The following is a 17,959-nucleotide window of genomic DNA, read 5'->3' on the forward strand; positions in this document are numbered from 1 at the left end:
AAGCTCTGCACCTCCCGCTTCGGACAACTCGCCGTTGACCGCCGTGATCAAAGCAAGGCCGCGGAGGCGGAATCAAACAACCGATCCGTCGGCGAGCCACAACGAATCGTTGTGTGGCTAGGGTCTTCTTGTGGATCTCGACGCCGTGCGCACCTTCGTCGCCGCCGTTGACGCCGGTCAGTTCCAGGAAGCCGCCGCGGAACTCGCGATCACTCAGCAGGCGGTCTCCAAGCGCATCGCGTCGCTGGAGAAAGACCTCGGGGTGCGTCTGTTCGCCCGCACGGCTCGCGGCGCCCAGCTCACGATCGACGGTCAGGCCTTCCTGCCGCACGCCCGTGAGCTGCTCCGGGTTGCCGAGCGCGCCGACGCCTCCGTGCGCCCGGGGCGGCGCGTGCTCCGGGTCGATGTCGTCGCCCGGCGGGTCGTGACAAGCGTGCTCCTCCAGGACTTCCACCGCACGCGTCCCGGCATCGAGCTGGACGTCGTCACGCTGGAAGCCGATCTCGACGCGGCGATCGCCGCTGTCGAAGCGGGAACGATCGATGCCACCTTTCACGCCGTCCCCCCGCGGCAGCGTCTGCCCAGGGCGATCAGCACTGCCCGGGTGATCGACGAGCCGCACCAGTTGCTCGTCGGCCCTCGCCACCCACTCGCCAACGCCCCGGCGGTCACACCTCGGCAGCTGGCCGGGCACCGAATCCGGATGCCGGGCCTCCCGGTCCGTGGCGAGGTGGCCGACTACTACGCCGAATTCGCGGCCACCTTCGGGTTCACCATCGACATACTCGGCCCGGTCTTCGCGAAAGAGGCGCTGCTCGACGAGATCGCCGACGCGTCGGACCTGGCGACCCTGGTCGGCGAAGGCTCGCGGTATCTCTGGCCGGACCGCTACGACCTGCGGCGGATTCCGGTGCGTCATCCGACACCGGTCTACCCGATGTCGATGATCTGGCGCGGCGACAATCCGCATCCCGCGCTGGCCGAACTTCGCGCCTACCTCGAGTCGAGGCGAGCGCACGCACCCGCCGACGAGGTCTGGGTACCAACATGGGCGCAGCGCGTCCCGCCCACCACGCGGGCGTCCAGCTGATCGATGCCCCGATCCGGCGCGGTGAGCCCCATGCACGGCTCCCGAGAGCTCACCACACCGTCCGGCGGGAAATAGCGCCGGTTCCGCGACCATCGAACACCGGCGCGGACCCGGCCGAAGGAATCATCCACGCGCACGGCGCAACCGGAACGCCACCACCGCCGCGAGCAACAGAATCGAGGTGGTGCCGACGGCCGCGAAGTGGATACCGGAGACGAAGGACTCGTGCACCGAGGCGAGGAACGCGCGCCCGGCGGCCTCCGGCAGTTCGCGCGCGAAAGCGGTGGCCGCGCCGAGCGATTCCGAGGCCGACTCCATCCGGTCGCCGGGCACGTGCGTCGGGTCGATGCCGTTGCGGAAGATCGCCATGACCACGCTGCCGAGGATCGCGACTCCCAGCGCGACACCGGTCTCGTACGCGGTCTCGGAGACCGCGGCGGCCGCGCCCGCGCGCTCCGGTGGCGCCGAGCCGACCACCAGATCCGACGACACGGTCAGCGCGACGCCGACACCAGCGCCGATGAGCAGGAACCCGAGCACGAACGGTGTCGTGCTGGTGGTCGCGTCGGGGCCGAGCAGGCCGAACAGCGCCGCGCCCGCCGCCGCCGTGATCAGCGCGCCGCCGAGCACCGTGCCCGGCCGCAGTCGCCGCACCAGCCAGGCCGCGGCGAGCGAGGCGATCATCCCGGCCGACAGACCGGGCAGCAGCAGCAATCCCGCCTGCAGCGGGGAGCGTCCCAGCACCAGCTGGAGGTACTGCGAGCCGAAGAACAGCACACCGGCCAGCGCGAACACCGCGAGCAGATTGGTCAGCACCGCCGTACGGAACTTCGGCAGCGCGAACAACGCCAGATCAAGCATCGGCTGCGCCAGTCGTCGCTGCCTGCGCACGAACCACACGCCGGCCAGCAGACCGAGTCCGCCGAGCACCGCGACCCGCACGCTCGGACCGTGCGCGGCGAATTCCTTCACCGCGTACACCACCGGCACCAGCGCGAGCATCGACAACACGGCGCTGAGCAGGTCGAAGCGACCGGGCCGCGGATCACGCGACTCCGGGATCAGCACCGGACCCAGCCCGATCAGCACCAGCATGACCGGCACGTTCACCAGGAAGACCGAACCCCACCAATAGTGCTCCAGCAGCCAGCCGCCCAGCAGCGGTCCCGCCGCGGCGCCACCGCCCGCCATCGCGCTCCATACCGCGATCGCGACGGTTCGCTGCCGCGGATCGAGGAACATCGACCTGATCAACGCCAGCGTGGCCGGCATCAACGTCGCGCCGGCGACACCTTGCAGCACCCGCGCCGCGATGAGCATCTCCGGAGTGAAGGCCCACGCCGCGAGCATCGAGGCGGCGCCGAATCCGGCCGCACCGAGCAACAGCAGTCTGCGCCGCCCGATCCGGTCGCCCAGATTGCCCATGACGACGAGCAGTCCGGCGAGCACGAACGAGTAGACGTCGATGATCCACAGCAGCTGCGGCGTGGTGGGCGCGAGATCGGCGCTGATCGCGGGCACGGCCAGGTCGAGCACCGTCGCGTCGACGGCCAGCAGCAGCAGGGCCAGCGCCAGCACGGACAACCCCACCCATTCGCGTGCGCCCGCACGAGGCGGGGCGTTGCTCGATAGGCCGGTGGGCTGGGTGGTCTGGGGGGTCATGACTTTCTCGACTTCCGTCGTCTTTTTCTTACCGTCCAGACGGTATAGTACTGACATAACCGTCCGGACGGTATAGTTCTGTGGGTGACGGCTGACACCCGCGACCGCATCCTGGACGCGCTCGAGACCTTGCTCCTGGAAAAAGGCATGTCCCAGGTCACCTTGGAGAACGTCGCGGCCACCGCGGGCGTCTCCAAAGGCGGCTTGCTCTATCACTTCAAGAGCAAGGACGCGCTGCTCGCGGGCCTGGTCCGCAGGCTGGCCGACCGGGCAGGCCAGCAGTTGGACAGCGCGGTCGCCAAGGGCGGCTCGGTAGCCGAGTGGTACCTGCAGACGCCGAACCCGGCCGACAAGGCGGAAGCGGTAGAACTCGAGCTCTACCGGTCGATGCTCGCGACCATGCGCACCATCGACGCCACCCCGGAGCCGGGCGAGGTGCAGCGGGCGCTGGCCGACATGATGACTTCCTGGTCGGACGGTCTGGACGAGGAGGTCGCCGACCCGGTGCAGGCCGACCTCATCCGGTTGGTCGGCGACGGGGTCTACCTGCGCGCGCTGCTCGGCCTGCCGCCCATCGATCCGGTTCGCTACCGGCACGTGGTGGACCGCTTACTGCGGCGCTGACGGCTAGACTCGGCCCGTGCTGCCAGCCGCCGAACCGGCCGGCGCCGTCGGGGCGGGAACAGATCCGGTACCGGGGTCTCCTGGAGCGACGGTGCCGATCCGCCCGCTGAGTTTCCGCGAACTGCTCGATGTGCCGTTCGCGCTGATCCAGGCGAACATCCGCGCCCTGGCCGGGTTGAGCGTGCCGGGTTTGCTGCTCGCCGAGACCGTTGTCGTCGCGGTGACCGCGGGCGGCTCCGCGCTCACCGGCGGCTCCGACACCGGCACCGCGTGGTCGGCGATCCTGGCCACAGCGGCCTGCGCGTGGCTGCTGCGGTTCGTGTTACGCGGCACGACCGTGGCTCTCGGGCTCGCGACGGTCGGCGGCGCGCCGATCGACCGCAGGACCGCGCTACGCCGATTCGGCGCGACGCTCGGCCCGCTGCTGGTGTTCCAACTGCTGTTCACCATGGTCGGTGTCGGCGTGCTCGCGGTGAGCGGCCTTCCGATCGTGACGCTGCCGCTCGCCGGGATCTGGCTGGGCTGGCTGCGCGCCCGCCGCTGGGTCGCGGTGCCCGTGTTGTTCGTCGAGCGCACTTCGCACCGCGACGGCGTCGCCCGCGCCAAACTGCTCGCCGAGGGCGCGGAGTGGCCGACCACCGGGCTCTGGATCGTCCAGCGGGCGCTGTTCACGTTGCTGGCGGTCCCACTGCTGGCCATACCGCTGTTCGTCTCGGATTTCTCCGGCACCCACCGGTGGCCGGTACTCGTGCTGACCACATCGGCGGTCCTGCTGCTGACGGCATTCGGCGAAGTGGTCGAGGCTTCGTCACGCGTGGTCTGCTACGTCGACCGCCGCTGCCGCCGAGAGGGATTGGACATCCGCATTCCCCGGAGGGAGGCGCAATGAGCGATCCCGCGACGCCAGGGCAGCGGCCGGCCGAGGTCGTGCTGTCCAAAGGTCCGCACACCACGAACGCCCCGGCGCCAGGCACCCCGCGGCTCGGCGCCGCCGCCGAACACCGCGCCGCAGCCGAAACCGCCGCGCGGCAGCGGGACTTCGATCGCGCCCTGCGGGAACGTTTCCGCGCCGTGCTGCGCGGCCTGGAGCAGGGCGGCGTGCTCGAGGTACGGCGGTCGCGCACCGCGCGGGAGACGGCCGACGACGTGACGACCGCGCTGCCGCTCGAGACCGCCACCGAGATCCAGCCCGCCGCACGCAGCTTCGACGAAGTGGTCTACGGCGGACGCCGCGCCACCGAGGACGAATACCGCAGGCTGGAGTACGCCGATCGGTTCTCCGCATCCGCTCCGCCGCCCGCACCGGAACCGGTGGAGATCGAGGCGGTGGAGCAGGCGCCGCGCGCCAGGCGCAGGCTGCCGCCGCTGCCGAACCTGCTGCGCGACCCGAAGTTCTGGGCGGCGCTCGCCGCGACGGCAGCGGTGTTGCTGCTGGTCTACGGCGCCCTGCAATCCTGCGGAGCCCCGGTCGCGCCGACCGCTCCGCCACCGCAACCGCCGCCGGATCTGCCCGATGTCCCCCCGCCGGACCGCCCCGGCTTCGGGACGGGTGAGGACGCGATCTGGGACCGGCTGCCCGCGCCGGTCTTCTACGGCGGCGTGCAGTTCCTCATCGCCGCCGCGGCGGTGGTGTGGTGGCGTGCCCGCAGACGGGGCGCTCTGGTCCGCGAGCCGCGGCCGGTCGAGGTGGCCGCGAACGAACTGCTCGCGGGCCAAGCGGCGTTGTACCGCCGCTCGAAGGACCACGAGCACGTCGCGGGGAAGCTGCGGGCGGCGACGCTGCGCCGCGTTCGCGCACCGCTCGGCATCACCGCCGACACCCCGCCGGACCGGGTCGCCGCCGTGATCGCCGCGCGGATCGGGGCCGACCCCGGCCGGATCGGCGCCGCCCTGTTCGGCCCGGTGCCCGACCCGGCGACCCTCATGGTGGTCGCCGCTCAGCTCGAACGGATCGAATCGGAGATCGGATGAGACGCCGTCGCGCGAGCATCGTCCGGCTCATGGCCTGCGGGAACGCCCGCGAACCACAGGAGAAGCGATGACCAGCACCGAAACCACCCCGACGGCCGAGCAGGCCGGCGCCGCGTTCCACGCCCTGCGCGCCGAGATCGGCAAAGCGGTGGTCGGCAACGACAACGCGGTCATGTACCTGGTGCTCGCCCTGCTGTGCCGCGGCCACGTACTGCTCGAAGGCGTGCCAGGGGTGGCCAAGACGCTGCTGGTGCGGGCGCTGGCCACGGCGCTCGACCTCGAGCACGCGCGGGTGCAGTTCACCCCCGACCTGATGCCGGGCGACGTCACCGGGTCGCAGATCTACGATCCGCACTCCGCCGAGTTCACCTTCCGGCACGGTCCGGTGTTCACCAACCTGCTGCTCGCCGACGAGATCAACCGCACGCCGCCGAAGACCCAGTCGGCCCTGCTGGAGTCGATGGAGGAACGCCAGGTCTCGGTGGACGGAAAGCCGCGGCCGCTGCCCGATCCGTTCGTCGTCGTCGCCACCCAGAACCCCATCGAGCAGGAGGGCACCTATCCGCTGCCGGAAGCGCAGCTGGACCGGTTCCTGTTCAAGGTGGACATCCACCTCCCCGGCCGCGACGACGAGTTCCGCATCCTGCAACGCCATGCCGCGGGCTTCGACCCGCGCGACCTCACCGCCGCTGGACTGCGCCCGGTGGCGGGGCCCGCGCACATCGCCGCCGCGCGCGCCGCGATCGCGCAGACCACGATCAGCCCCGAGGTGCTCGCCTACACCGTCGACGTGTGCCGGGCCACCCGCACCTCGCCCGCCGTGCAGCACGGCGCGTCGACCCGTGGCGCGACCGCGCTGATGGCGGCCGCCCGCGCGTTCGCCTGGCTCAACGGACGCGGGTTCGTCACCCCCGACGATGTGAAAGCTGTCGCCGTCGCCGTGCTGCGGCACCGCCTGCACCTGCGTCCCGAAGCCGAACTGGACGGCGTGACCACCGAGGGCGTGCTGTCGTCGCTGCTGCTCGCGGTTCCGGTCCCGGTGTAGCCGATGGTCGTCACCGGTCGGCTGGCCGCCGCGGCAGGCGTTGCGGCCCTGTTCGTCACCCTGGTCCTGCCGTCCGTGCTCGGCGTGGTGCTGGTGACCTGTGTCCTGGCCGCCGGGCTGCTCATCGATCTGGGCGCCGTGGGGCGCGCGCGGGACCTGGCGCTTTCCCGCGAAGCACTGACCACGGTGCGGCTCGGGCGCTCCGTCGAGGTGGAACTCGTCGCGGTCAACACCGGGGCGCGCCGACTGCGCGGGACGGTATGGGACGACTGGCCCGGCAGCGCACGCGCCGAGAACCGCGCGCACGACCTGGATCTCCCCCCTGGCACCAAGGTCCGTCTCCGCACCACGCTCACGCCCACCTACCGCGGCGACCGGGTCGCGGGCCGGGTCACGGTGCGGCTGATCGGCCCGCTCGGACTGGCGGGCAGGCAGACGAGACGAGACGTGCCGGCCCGGGTGCGGGCGCTGCCCGCGTTCCGCGCGGAACGGCTGCTGCGGTCCAAAGTCAAGAGGTTGCAGCATCTCGACGGCCGCAATCTGGCCGACCTGCGTGGTCAGGGCACCGAATTCGACTCCTTCCGCGAATACGTCGCCGGGGACGACGTGCGCGCCATCGACTGGCGCGCCACCGCCCGCGCCACCGACGTCCTGGTCCGCACCTGGCGTCCGGAGCGCAACCGGCACGTGCTGATGCTGCTCGACACCGGCCGGGTGAGTGCGGGGCGGGTCGGGGACGGTACGCGCCTGGACGCGAGCATCGAGGCCGCCCTGCTGCTCGGCGGACTGGCCGCCGCCGCGGGCGACTCGGTCGACCTGCTCGCCTACGACCGCCGAGCGCGCGCCGAGGTGCGCGGTGCGGGCGGAAGAGGTTTACAGGCGAAGCTGCTGCACGCGATGGCCGGAATCACTCCCGCTCTCGTCGACACCGACAGCGCCGGACTGGTGCGGGCGGCCGTTCAGCGCGCCCGCAGGCGCAGCCTGGTGGTCTGGTTCACCAGCCTCGACGGCGCCGCCGTGGAGGAGAACCTGCTGCCCGTGCTGCCGGTCCTGGCGCAACGGCACCGCGTGCTCATCGTCTCGGTGACCGATCCGGATGTCGCCGCGGCGGCCACCCGGCGCGAGGCCCTGAACGACCTCTACGCCGCGGCCGCCGCCGAATCCGTGCTCGCCGAACGCGCACTGGTCCAGGAATCGCTGCGCCGCACCGGGATCGCGGTGGTCGCGGCGTCTCCGGAACGACTGCCGGAGGCTCTGGCGGACGAATACCTGGAACTGAAGCGATCCGGAACCCTCTGAGTCCTACCCGCCGCGCCGCGCTCTCGTCGAAGAGCGTCCTCGCGCGCCCGCCGAGGAGGATCATGACCCCATGGCCTCAGATCTCGCCGCCTTCGTCCGCGGATTGCCCAAAGCGGAACTGCACCTGCATCTGGAAGGGACGCTGGAGCCGGAGCTGAAGTTCCGCCTCGCCCGGCGCAACGGCATCGAACTGCCGGAGAAGAGCGTGGACGAGGTCAAGCAGACCTATCGATTCCACGACTTGACCTCGTTCCTCCAGGTCTACTACCCCGCGATGCGCGTCCTCCAGCGCCCGGAGGACTTCCACGACCTCGCCTTCGACTATCTGCGCCGGGCCCATGGCCAAGGCGTGCGTCATGCCGAACTCTTCTTCGATCCGCAGGCGCACACCGGGCGCGGAGTACCGTTCCCCACGGTGATCAGCGGATACCGGTCGGCGATCGCACGGGCGCGGCGGGAGCTGGGGATATCCGCCGAACTGATCCTGTGTTTCCTGCGCGACCATTCCGCGGAGTACGCCATGGCGACGCTGCTGGAGGCGCTGCCGTACAAGAGCTGGATCCTCGGCGTCGGGCTGGATTCCGACGAGCGGGGCAACCCGCCGAGCAAATTCGCCGCCGTCTTCGAGCGCGCCCGCGCGGAAGGCTTCCTGCTGACGGCGCACTGCGACATCGACCAGCCGGATTCGATCGAGCACATCCGCCAAGCGCTGGAGGACATCGCCGTCGACCGCATCGACCACGGCACCAACATCGTCGAGGACGACCGTCTGGTCGAGTTGGCCGCGTCCAAGGGGATCGCGCTCACCTGCTGCCCGGTGTCGAACTCCTTCGTCACGGCGCGGATGAAGGCCGAGGAGATCGTCGGACTGCTGAACCGCGGGCTGATGGTGACGGTCAACAGCGACGACCCCGCGTACTTCGGCGCGTACGTGGCAGGCAACTACCTCGCGCTCGCCGAGGAGGGCGATCTCGGGGTGGATCAGCTGGCCGAGTTGGCCCGCAACTCGTTCCGCGCCTCCTGGATCACCCCCGCCCGGCAGGACGCCTATCTGCGCGAGATCGACGACTACGTGGCGGCGAACGGCTGACCGGCGGGCGGCGGGAACACCGGGAACAGCGGCCGCGGCAGCACCCGGCGCTGTCGTTCGGCGACGACCGCGCCAAGCACCTGCGCCGGTGGATACCCGGCCGGTGGCGCGACCCGCAACCGGTCGCACACCTCGGCCACGAGGTCCGTGCCCAGGTGGTGTTGTGCCTCGGGCGTCAGCGTGCGCAGGCGTGTGAGGTACTGCCGCACCGCGAGCGCGAGGTCTTCCGGTAGCCCGGAGAGTTCGAGCTGCGCGCTCCAGCCGGCCAGCCACGGCGGCGCGATCGCCAGCGCAGGCGGCGGCAGCGGGCGTTGCGCGTGCACGACCACGGTGCCGGCGAGCACGTCACCGATCCGCCGCGCCCGCGGCGAGCACATCGAGGTGAGCACCGCGATGGCGCCGAACCCGCCGAGCATCCAGAAATCGACGAGCGCGCCGGCGAGGCCACGGGTGAGCGCGTGCCGGAAGTCGATCGGCCCGCCGTCGTCGCGCACCACCCGCAGGCCGAGCATCAGTTTGCCCAGCGTCCGTCCCCGCCAAGCGGTCTCGCAGGCCACCGGGTATCCGACCAGCACGGTCACGATGGTCACCAGGACCACCACGTCCAGCCAGGCCGAGTCGACGCCCGCGGGCAGCAGCAGCGTGACGATCGCGAACAGCAGCACGAACCCGAGCGCGCACTGGGCCAGCACGTCGATCAGGAACGCGGTGGCCCTGGTGGGGATCCGGGCGATCGGCAGTTCCAGGGCCACTGCTTCGCCGGTGGTGAACTCAGCCATGTCGATAGCATTCTTGCGACCGGCGGGAGTGGGAGGCAACCGAATGGACGTGGACGCGTACAGCCTGGCGCACCGCAGGGCGTGGGACCGGCTCGACTACTTGTCCAAGCGGGGCAAGCTGACCGGCGCGGAGGCGGACGAACTCGTCGTGCTCTACCGCCGCACCTCCCAGCAGCTGGCGCGGTTGCAGTCGCACAGCCCCGACCCGGAGCTGATCGCCGGCCTGAGCGCTCTGCTGGCGCGTGCGCGTGGCCGGGTGCTCGGGACGCGAGCCGACACCTGGCAGGAGATCGGACGGTTCTTCACCCATCGCTTCCCCGCCGCGCTATACCGGTCGTGGCCGTGGTGGGCCTGCGTGGCCGCGGTGTTCCTGTCGGTGTCGGCCGGGTTGGCCGTTTGGGTGGATCGGTTCGATTCCGCTCGGGAAGTGCTCGGGATTCCCGACGACACAGGCAGTCTCACCGCACCGGGCGGCGCGTTCGAGACCTACTACTCGGAGCATCCGCAGGGGGCCTTCGCCGCGCAGGTGTGGACCAACAACGCGTGGGTGACGGCGATCGCCTTGTTCACCGGCGTGCTGATTCTGCCCGCGGTCTACCTGCTGTTCATGAACGCGCTCAATCTGGGTGTCAGCGCCGGGTTGATGGCGGAGGCGGGGCGGCTGGATTCGTTCTTCGGCTTCATCCTTCCGCACGGCACGCTGGAGCTGACCGCGGTGTTCGTCGCGGGTGGCGTCGGCTTGAAACTCGGTTGGACGCTGGTCGATCCGGGGCGGCTCAGCAGGGTGGAGGCGGTGGCCAGGCAGGGTCGGGCGACCGCGACCGTCGCACTGGGCCTGGTCGGAGTGCTGCTGGTGTGCGGCTGTATCGAAGGTTTCGTGACGCCGAGCCCGCTGCCAGCGCCGCTTCGCATCGCGGTCGGGTTCATCGCCGAGGCGTTGTTCCTGGTGTACGTGTTCGGAGTGGGCCGTCGCGCGGTCAAGGAGCAGGCGAATCCTGCCGCCGATGAAGCGAGCGGTGAGCCGGCTACTGTGATGCAGCCAACATTCAGCACACGCTGAGCGAAGTGACTGGGACAATCGGCAGCTAAGTGGCGCCAGATCCGTTCGGAAGTCCCCCATTTGAGTTCCGCTGGCCGCAGCGAGTCGCTGCTCTAGCTGCGGCCAGCGTTACCGTCAACTCTACACAATCGTTACCCCTACGCAACCCTCCCTGCCGAGGTCAAGCGTATTAAGCAGCACCCCAGCAAACCCTTGCGGCAGCACCGTTCAGCCCGGTTCCAGCTAACCGCATGCGATCCTCGCGACCGTGGTTTCGGCGATCGGACAGCGCTCCGGCGACACCGCGCGAATAGTCGCCGCGAATGCTTTCCGGCAATGAATCGGGATGCGACACGGGCGTTAGCCGAGCGATTGGATAGACCCCTCCATGGTTGCTGGCACCCCACCCCACCTGCACGTTCATATGCACGAAGGTCAGTTGCTGAGCACCGCCCATTAGAAAGAGACCACAAGTTTGTTTACGCGGTAATAAACCGGGTAAAGACATAGCGGCACACCGGGAAGACCGGGCAGTTCCCCGACGGGCTCCGCATTAACCAGTGAGTGAAAAGGATCTGGTTCACCCAGGCGGAACGCTCGATTCAGCACCGGGGCCGCAACCATAACGGGCTGTGTGATCTTCGCCTCACCTGCCGTTACCAGGCGTCGCGCGGCGTGAAATCGGCACGATGACAGCCGACTTGGAGAGACGTGGGTCACACTCCGCCCCTCCCCCGCGCCACCGCCCGCCGGGGCAAAGAATCACCTCGTCGAAGTGACCTGAATCACATCTAGGGTGATAAGGGGCCTCAACCGACGCGAAGTATCCCCGTGACCGTGCCTTGCAGCAGATGGCGGTCCTGGGTGATCAACGGCGCGGTCTGCAGCGGATCGTCGACGATGGTGCCGGGGAGCGGGTGCGATGCGACGACCACGCCGGTCTCGGGATCGATGACGGTGAACACGTACCCGTCCATGGGCGTGGTCCGGTCGGGACCGACGCGAGCGACCGTGTAGAGCGCGCTGTCGGCGGTGGACAACCGCGGAACGGCCGCACTGCGGATCGCGTTGTCCCACACCACGTGACATCCGTCGGGGGCGACGTCGACCCGCGTCATCCCGCCGGTGAACGGAGCGTTCGGCGGCGACGCCGGTCCCGCTCCCTCGGGCAACGCCGGATACGGATAGCCGTAAGTGCTCGCGACGAAGACCGAACGGCCGATCCCGACCGGCGAATTCTCGCTTCCCGGCCCGCCTGCGCCGAGCACCGCAGCCGTGCACACCAATTCACCGGTCCCGGAACGGAACACCAAGACATGCACCTGTCCGTCGGCGTTGTCGACGATGGTCAGATAGTCGGCGCCGGTCTCGGGACCGAAGTAGGTGGGCGTCGACCCGGTGCCCCAGCTGAGCTGTCCCGGTTTGCGCGCCGATCCCCGGTCGTAGGCCGCGCGCCACGCGATCTCCGGAGCGCCGGACGCGCCGACCCGCAGTTCGTACAGCGCATGCGTCGTCGCCACGGCGACCGGCCCGCGCGGGGCCGCTGAGATGCTGTTGGCGACCTGTTCCCCCGCGGGCAGCGTCAACGCGGTGACCCGCCCGGCCGGGCTGACGAATCCGACGACGCCGCGGCCGGTCGCGAACCACACATTGCCCGACCAGTCCGGGACGAGTCCCGTCACGTTGTCCCCCTGCGGGATCACCGGTCCTAGGTCGGCGGACTCCTCACCGATCAGCCGCCATGTCCCCGCCGCGTCCCGCTCGTGCCGCACCCGGAGCAACCGGTCGGTGCCGTCCACGACCACCAGACGGTCGTCCTGATCGAGATAGGCGTACACACCACCGAGCAGGCTGCCCTTGGTCAACGGCAGGGCGGCGAGCGAGGGCGCCAACGGGCCGGGCGCCGCCGGATCGAGCAGATGCACCGTCGGCGTCTGTCCCGCGATCGCGGTGCACAAGGCGACCACGAGCCGGTCCGATCCCTCCAGCAGGGTGGGACACGCCGAGGCCAGCGGGTACGCGCCGACCGCGGCGGCGCGTACGTCAGGACCGGCGAGCGGCGTCGCGTCCGAGGACCCCGCGTCGCCGTGCATGGTCGCGCCGCCGATCGGCCCGAGGAACGGATTCGGCGGCGCGAGCGGCCCCCACGGTCCGGCCGCCGAAGCGGGCTGAGTGGGCAGCAATGCCAGCACGCAGGCGGCGAGGAGAGTCATCGGCCGACGCATCGCGGTCCTCTTTCGCTGGGCAACGCGGTCTCCGAACGGACACCGGAGAGAACAGTATTCAAATCTTCGCCGCGCCACCCCGCCGGCAGCGGTCGATACGATGACGCGCATGAACTCGGTCCGAGCCCGTCTGTTGTCCGCCCTCGCCGGTCAGCTCGGGAATCCGCACGGAGCGCTCGGCAAAGGCGTCGCCTTCGTGCTCAACCGCAGCAACAAGGCCGCCATCGCCGGGGCGGTGCGGGCCGCCGACGTCGCGCCGGGCGGCGCCGCGGCCGACGTGGGGTTCGGTGGTGGAGCGGGGCTTTCCCTGCTGCTCGATCGAGTCGGCGCGAGTGGCGTTGTGCACGGTGTGGAGATCTCCGCCGACATGCTGGCTCGCGCCCGCTCGAAGCACGGAAGCGACCTCGCCGCCGGTCGCCTGCGGCTGGTGGAGGGTTCGCTCACCGCGCTGCCGCTGCCGGACGACAGCCTCGATGCCGCGATCACCGTCAACACCGTCTACTTCGTGCCGGACCTGGCGGCGGCCTGCGCCGAACTCGCCAGGGTGGTCCGGCCGGGCGGCCGTCTCGTGATCGGCATCGGCGATCCGGACGCGATGGCGAAGCTTCCGTTCACCTCGTACGGATTCACCTTGCGCCCGGTGCCGGAGGTGATCGCGGCGCTGGAACAGGCGGGCTGCGCGGTGGAGCACCGGCGGCTGGGCAGCGCGCCGATTCCGCACCATCTGCTGGTGGCGACGCCCCGCTGACCTACATCAGCGCGCCGCCGTCGACCCTGATTTCGGTGCCGGTCATGTATTTGCCGTCGTCGGAGGCGACCATGGCGACCACACCGGCGATGTCCTCCGGCGAGCCGAGCGCGCCACCGTTGAGCCACCCGGTCATCCGGGAGAACAGCTGCGGGTCGAAACCCTCCGGCTGGTCCAGGATCGACTTGGTGGTGATGCCGCTGGTGATACCGGCCGGAACGATGTTCACCGCGCGCAGACCCTGCTTGGCGTACTCCAAGGCGATGGCGTGGGTGAAGGCGTTCACGCCGCCCTTGGACGCCGCGTAGGAGGCGAGGTAGGGAGCCGCGCTGAAGGCCGCGGTGGAGGAGATGTTGACCACCACACCGTGTCCGGTGTCCAGCAGCGCGGGCAGCGCGGCCTGGGTTATCAGGAAGGTGCCGGTGAGATTCACCCGGATCACCCGGTCCCACACCTCCAGCGGCATCTCGTGCGTGCGCGCGGGCCGCAGGATGCCCGCCGCGTTGACCAGCACGTCCAGCCCGCCGAGGAACTCCAGCGCCGCCGCGGTCGCGGTGCGCACCGACTCCGGGTCGGCGGTGTCGACCTCGACCGTTCGCAGCCGTTCCGCGCCGTCGCCCGCCTTCGCCGCGGTGGCCGCGAGGCCCGCCGCGTCGATGTCGGCGGCGACCAGCTGCGCCCCTTCGTCCAGCAGCCGCAGGGCGATGCCCTGCCCGATGCCGGATCCCGCTCCCGTCACCACCACGCGGCGGCCGTCAAATCTGCGCATGCCAAGAATTAGAACACGTTCTCATCCGGCGTCAAGGGACTTCCGCCTCTCGTCGGCCATTCGCAGCACCATGGCCGCCGTCGCCGCGCCGTACGCGCGGCTGGCCGCGGCAGGCCGGACCGCGGGATAGTTGGAGCGATGCGTGACGACCACCCCGCTGGGCAGGGTGACCGTCCGGTCCGGCACGGTCGCCACACAGTTGCCACCCGCCTTGGCCACCAGGTCGACGATCACCGTCCCCGAGCCGAGCAGATCGAGCGCCGCCCGCCCGAGCAAGCGAGGCGCCGGAGAACCACGATGCACGGCCGTGCAGACCACCAGGTCGGGCGGCGTCGCGGTGAGCGCGTCCAGCAGCGCCGCGTTGTCGTCCCGATTCGGCAGGAACTCCCCCGCGCCCGCCTCGACCGCGGCGGCCCGCTGTGCGGGGCGATTGCCGACAGCCGTCGGCCGCTCGTCGCCGAACGTGCGCGCGGCCCCGATGGCGGCGAGCCCCGCGGCTCCGCACCCCAACACGAGAGCACGGACCGGGCGGGTGCGCCGCGCCGGAGCGAGCAGTCGCCTGCCTTCGGCGTACCCCACCGCGCCCGCGATCCGGCTCATGGTGGACAGCGCGTCGAACTCGGTGGTCGACGCGTCGCGTGGCACCGCGTCGAACGCCACCGACGCGACGCCGCGACGGCGCAACCGGTCGATCTCGTCGCGACGGTGGTGCGGATCCTGGAAGCCGAGCAGCGTGGTCCCCGGGCGCAGCGGCATCGAATCGAGGTCGAACGCAGGCGGTTTCACCCAAACGACGATGCCCGAGCGCTCGAACACCGCCGCGCGATCCTCGACGACGACCGCACCCGACGCGCGGTATTCCTCGTCCGGGAATCCCGCACCCCGCCCCGCGCCCTGCTGCACGAGGACGCGCAGGCCCGCCGCCGACAGCGTGCGCACCCCCTCCGGGGTGAGCGCCACGCGCGTCTCCCGTGGCGCGGTCTCACGCAGCACTCCGACGATCACCGCGCGGCCCCCGGCTCCGGCGCCAGCGCGGTCAGGCCGCGATCGGCGAGCGCGTCGCGGTAGGTGAGCCCGCCGAGGACGGCGTGGATCAATTGCTCCAGCCGGTCGAAGAGTTCATCGATCAAATCGGGCGACTCGTGCCGAGGCGCTTTGCGCGGAGCGAGGACGTTCAACCGGACGCCGGGACGCGGCGAACCCGTCCGGTCCAGCGCGACGCTGTCCACGCCTGCCACGGCGAGCAACAGGTCCTCCACCTGCGCGCTCGTGCGCACCCCGGCCTGGTCGAGCAGCGCGCGATCGAACACCACCGAGACGAACATGCCCTCCGGGTTGCCCAGTGGTCGCAGCGCGTCGGTTCCCAGCCGGGTGTTGATCGCGGCGATGTGCCCGCATGCCCGCTCGATCTGCGCGCGCATCAGCGCGTGATTGCGGTCGAAGTAGTCGTCGGCGGTGTGCTCGAGGATCGCGCGCGCCAGATGGGTGGTCTCGCGCTGGAACGAGATGGTGAGCCGCTCGCGGATCCGCGCAAGCCACGCGCTGTCGCCGGTGCAGGCCGCACCCATCTTGCACGGACCGAAGGCGTTGTAGGCCTTGGAGTTCCCCGTGACGGTCAGCACCACGTCGTACAGCCGCCGGGCGCCGTGCGCGGTCTCCACGTGCAGTGCCGCGATCGGGATGTGCGCGGCCACCAGCCGATCGAAGGCCATGTCGCAGATCACCGGAACACCGCAGTCGAGCAGCACCTGTCCGAGTTCGGCCAGCTCGGCCGCCGTGTAGTCGACGACGACGGGGTTGCCCGGCAAGGTGAGCAGCACGCCGCACAGCTCACCCGTCGCGCGCAATTCCGCGAGGCAGCGGGCCAGCCGGGCGGGATCGATCTTGAACGCGTCATCCGGAGCCACCGGGCAGGAGACGATCCGTAAGCCGAATTTCTCCACGTGAATGCTGGAACTCTTGTAGAAGCCCTCCGGACACACGATCACCCCGCCCGGCTTGGCCAGGGTGGCCACCGCCTCCTCGAGCAGCATCGTGCTCGAGTACGGGCAGACGATCACCTCCTCCGGGCGCACCCGGACGCCCGGCACTCCTTCCACCGGATGCGACAGGCGCTCGAACAACTTGCGGGCCGCGAGTTCGCGCAGGATCAGCGGCTGCCGCTTGTCGTAGAGCCTGCCGTCGAGATACTCGGCCGAGGGCGCGATGTGCAGGCTTTCGCGCCAGGCCCGGTCCAGCGCCGCGATCGCATGCGCGTCCGGGGCACGACCGGTCTCACCGTGGTAGGCGTCGATGACGCCCGAGTACCGGCGGCCAGCGGTCCCGGCGAACCAGGTGTCCCGCGAAACGTGGCCGCGCACTTCACGTTTCCTGGCCTCGGAGCGATTGGTCAGCGTCGCCAGGTCGGCGAGCGGATCGGTGAGCACCTGGCTCTGAGTCACGGAACCTCGCCTTCTGAAGAGTCTCCCGGTGCGGGCATGGCGTTCCACCTCTCCTCGAGTGCGGCGCGGAACAGGCTGCGGCAGTTGCCCTCGGTGAGTCGTTCGAACTGCGCCAGCGGCGGCTGCGTGACGATCTGGTCCACCACGATGGCCGTGCCGGCGCGCCTGAGGTCGTAGAGCTTCTCGAAACGGCGGACCGCGAACGCGACGTCGTGCTTCAGCGCGGAGAAACGCGTCGCGACCCTGGCCTGGCGGGAGTAGTCGTACTCGCCCACGGCGACATAGCGGTCGTCGACCACGAGCATGCTCTGCGCGTTGCGGGCGTACTCGCGCTTGACCAGCACGCTTTCCACGCCCGATCGGGCTTGCTTCCATAATTTGTCGTCATAGGGCCAGACATCCGAGATGTCGTCGAGCACATACATCCGCCGCACATCGATCTTCGGTGGATGGGTCTGGTCGGCCAGGCGCAGAATCGCCGCGTGATAGTCGTCGCCGACGTCGCCGCCGATCGTGCCCAGGTCCGCGGTGTGGATCGCCCGCACCGACGTGGTGGCCTGCTCCAGGATCGTCAGCCAGTCGGTGACGGTATTCCATTCCCACACCGTGGCGCTGCGCGAGGGGATCTGCGCGAGGATCTCCTCGGCGCGCTCCAGCTGCCGATCGGCGACCAAGCGCAGCGGCTCGATCTCCGCCCGCGCTCCGGAGGCGTCGATCAGGCTCTGCGCGATACTCAGTGCGCGCGAGACCAATTCGGGATCTTTGCCCAGCAGGACGTTGAATCGCATCCGCAGGTCGTAGTAGGCGCTGCTGGTCGGATCGGTCGCCGGATCGGCGCTGCCGTCGGTCGGCAGCTCCGAGCCGAGCGCCAGACTCAGGCGTTCGCGCAGCGCGAGCGGCGGAATCCGGCTACCGTTCTCGATCTGCTGAATCAGGCTGCGGGAGCAGCCCGCTCTGGTCGCGAGCGACGCCTGGGTGTAACCGCGCTCTAGTCGTAGCCTGCGGACCAGGGTGCCGACCTGCTCATCCGAGCCCGAGTCAACCATCCCGCGCCTCCCATCCTGCGCCCTGCGTACGCATGCTCACGGAGTATCACGATGCGACATTTTAGTCATCAAGTGGCAAGCGGTGTCGGATGAATCGCGTACGCCGAATTTCGTTGTCAACCAGCAATGCG

16 protein-coding genes are annotated in these 17,959 nt (G+C 70.2%); 9 read left to right on the forward strand and 7 right to left on the reverse strand.

The annotated features are described in order from the left end of the window. The first annotated feature begins 130 nt into the window (after positions 1-130). Positions 131-1,090 carry a LysR family transcriptional regulator gene (locus NB3_RS10780; protein ID WP_067800340.1) on the forward strand — a complete coding sequence of 320 codons (960 nt, stop codon included), beginning with the start codon at positions 131-133 and terminating at the stop codon, positions 1,088-1,090. Positions 1,091-1,213: 123 nt separating this feature from the next. Here the strand turns inward: NB3_RS10780 and NB3_RS10785 are convergent, their stop codons facing one another. Next, positions 1,214-2,752: an MFS transporter gene (locus NB3_RS10785; protein ID WP_084486120.1), complete on the reverse strand. Its 1,539-nt coding sequence runs from the start codon at positions 2,750-2,752 to the stop codon at positions 1,214-1,216. Between the two features lie 84 nt (positions 2,753-2,836). Here NB3_RS10785 and NB3_RS10790 point away from each other — a divergent pair, with 84 nt between their 5' ends. The 6 genes from NB3_RS10790 (at position 2,837) to add (ending at position 8,781) form a co-directional block, all read left to right on the forward strand. After that, positions 2,837-3,376: a TetR/AcrR family transcriptional regulator gene (locus NB3_RS10790; protein WP_067800343.1), complete on the forward strand. Its 540-nt coding sequence runs from the start codon at positions 2,837-2,839 to the stop codon at positions 3,374-3,376. A 16-nt stretch (positions 3,377-3,392) separates the two neighbouring features. Next, a complete protein-coding gene (locus NB3_RS10795; protein WP_244891855.1) occupies positions 3,393-4,265 on the forward strand; it encodes a hypothetical protein in 873 nt (290 codons plus the stop codon). Further along, entirely contained in the window at positions 4,262-5,347 is a 1,086-nt protein-coding gene (locus tag NB3_RS10800; RefSeq protein WP_084486122.1) for a DUF4129 domain-containing protein, read from the forward strand. The genes NB3_RS10795 and NB3_RS10800 overlap by 4 nt, the downstream gene beginning before the upstream one ends. A 67-nt stretch (positions 5,348-5,414) precedes the next feature. Continuing rightward, positions 5,415-6,392, forward strand: a complete 978-nt coding sequence (locus NB3_RS10805) for an AAA family ATPase (protein ID WP_067800344.1) — start codon at positions 5,415-5,417, stop codon at positions 6,390-6,392. Between the two features lie 3 nt (positions 6,393-6,395). Then, complete coding sequence (locus tag NB3_RS10810; protein ID WP_067800345.1) at positions 6,396-7,691, forward strand: DUF58 domain-containing protein; 1,296 nt, start codon at positions 6,396-6,398, stop codon at positions 7,689-7,691. A 70-nt stretch (positions 7,692-7,761) separates the two neighbouring features. Then, entirely contained in the window at positions 7,762-8,781 is a 1,020-nt protein-coding gene (gene add, locus NB3_RS10815; RefSeq protein ID WP_067800348.1) for an adenosine deaminase, read from the forward strand. Here the strand turns inward: add and NB3_RS10820 are convergent. Continuing rightward, positions 8,760-9,560, reverse strand: a complete 801-nt coding sequence (locus NB3_RS10820) for an RDD family protein (protein ID WP_067800349.1) — start codon at positions 9,558-9,560, stop codon at positions 8,760-8,762. The two genes, add and NB3_RS10820, sit on opposite strands and share 22 nt — an antisense overlap. 43 nt (positions 9,561-9,603) lie before the next feature. On the opposite strand from NB3_RS10820, the gene NB3_RS10825 reads away from it, so the two are divergent. Beyond that, complete coding sequence (locus NB3_RS10825) at positions 9,604-10,620, forward strand: stage II sporulation protein M (RefSeq protein WP_084486124.1); 1,017 nt, start codon at positions 9,604-9,606, stop codon at positions 10,618-10,620. Positions 10,621-11,408: 788 nt separating this feature from the next. Here NB3_RS10825 and NB3_RS10830 read toward each other — a convergent pair. Continuing rightward, complete coding sequence (locus NB3_RS10830; RefSeq protein ID WP_067800352.1) at positions 11,409-12,824, reverse strand: hypothetical protein; 1,416 nt, start codon at positions 12,822-12,824, stop codon at positions 11,409-11,411. A 109-nt stretch (positions 12,825-12,933) separates the two neighbouring features. Here NB3_RS10830 and NB3_RS10835 point away from each other — a divergent pair, with 109 nt between their 5' ends. Further along, the gene (locus NB3_RS10835) at positions 12,934-13,572 is read left to right on the forward strand and encodes a class I SAM-dependent methyltransferase (protein WP_157111700.1); all 639 of its coding nucleotides are present in this window, start codon (positions 12,934-12,936) and stop codon (positions 13,570-13,572) included. Between the two features lies 1 nt (position 13,573). On the opposite strand, the gene NB3_RS10840 is transcribed toward NB3_RS10835, so the two are convergent. From NB3_RS10840 to NB3_RS10855, 4 genes are read right to left on the reverse strand one after another with little or no spacing between them, the layout of a single operon-like run. Further along, positions 13,574-14,341, reverse strand: a complete 768-nt coding sequence (locus NB3_RS10840; protein WP_067800358.1) for an SDR family NAD(P)-dependent oxidoreductase — start codon at positions 14,339-14,341, stop codon at positions 13,574-13,576. Between the two features lie 21 nt (positions 14,342-14,362). Then, positions 14,363-15,346, reverse strand: a complete 984-nt coding sequence (locus NB3_RS10845) for a Rossmann-fold NAD(P)-binding domain-containing protein (RefSeq protein ID WP_067800360.1) — start codon at positions 15,344-15,346, stop codon at positions 14,363-14,365. Next, positions 15,343-16,782: a pyridoxal phosphate-dependent aminotransferase gene (locus tag NB3_RS10850; RefSeq protein ID WP_067800363.1), complete on the reverse strand. Its 1,440-nt coding sequence runs from the start codon at positions 16,780-16,782 to the stop codon at positions 15,343-15,345. The genes NB3_RS10845 and NB3_RS10850 overlap by 4 nt, the downstream gene beginning before the upstream one ends. Beyond that, the gene (locus NB3_RS10855; protein ID WP_067800367.1) at positions 16,779-17,828 is read right to left on the reverse strand and encodes a helix-turn-helix domain-containing protein; all 1,050 of its coding nucleotides are present in this window, start codon (positions 17,826-17,828) and stop codon (positions 16,779-16,781) included. The genes NB3_RS10850 and NB3_RS10855 overlap by 4 nt, the downstream gene beginning before the upstream one ends. Positions 17,829-17,959: the final 131 nt, after the last annotated feature.

Source organism: Nocardia beijingensis NBRC 16342, assembly GCF_001612785.1.
GTDB lineage: Bacteria > Actinomycetota > Actinomycetes > Mycobacteriales > Mycobacteriaceae > Nocardia > Nocardia beijingensis.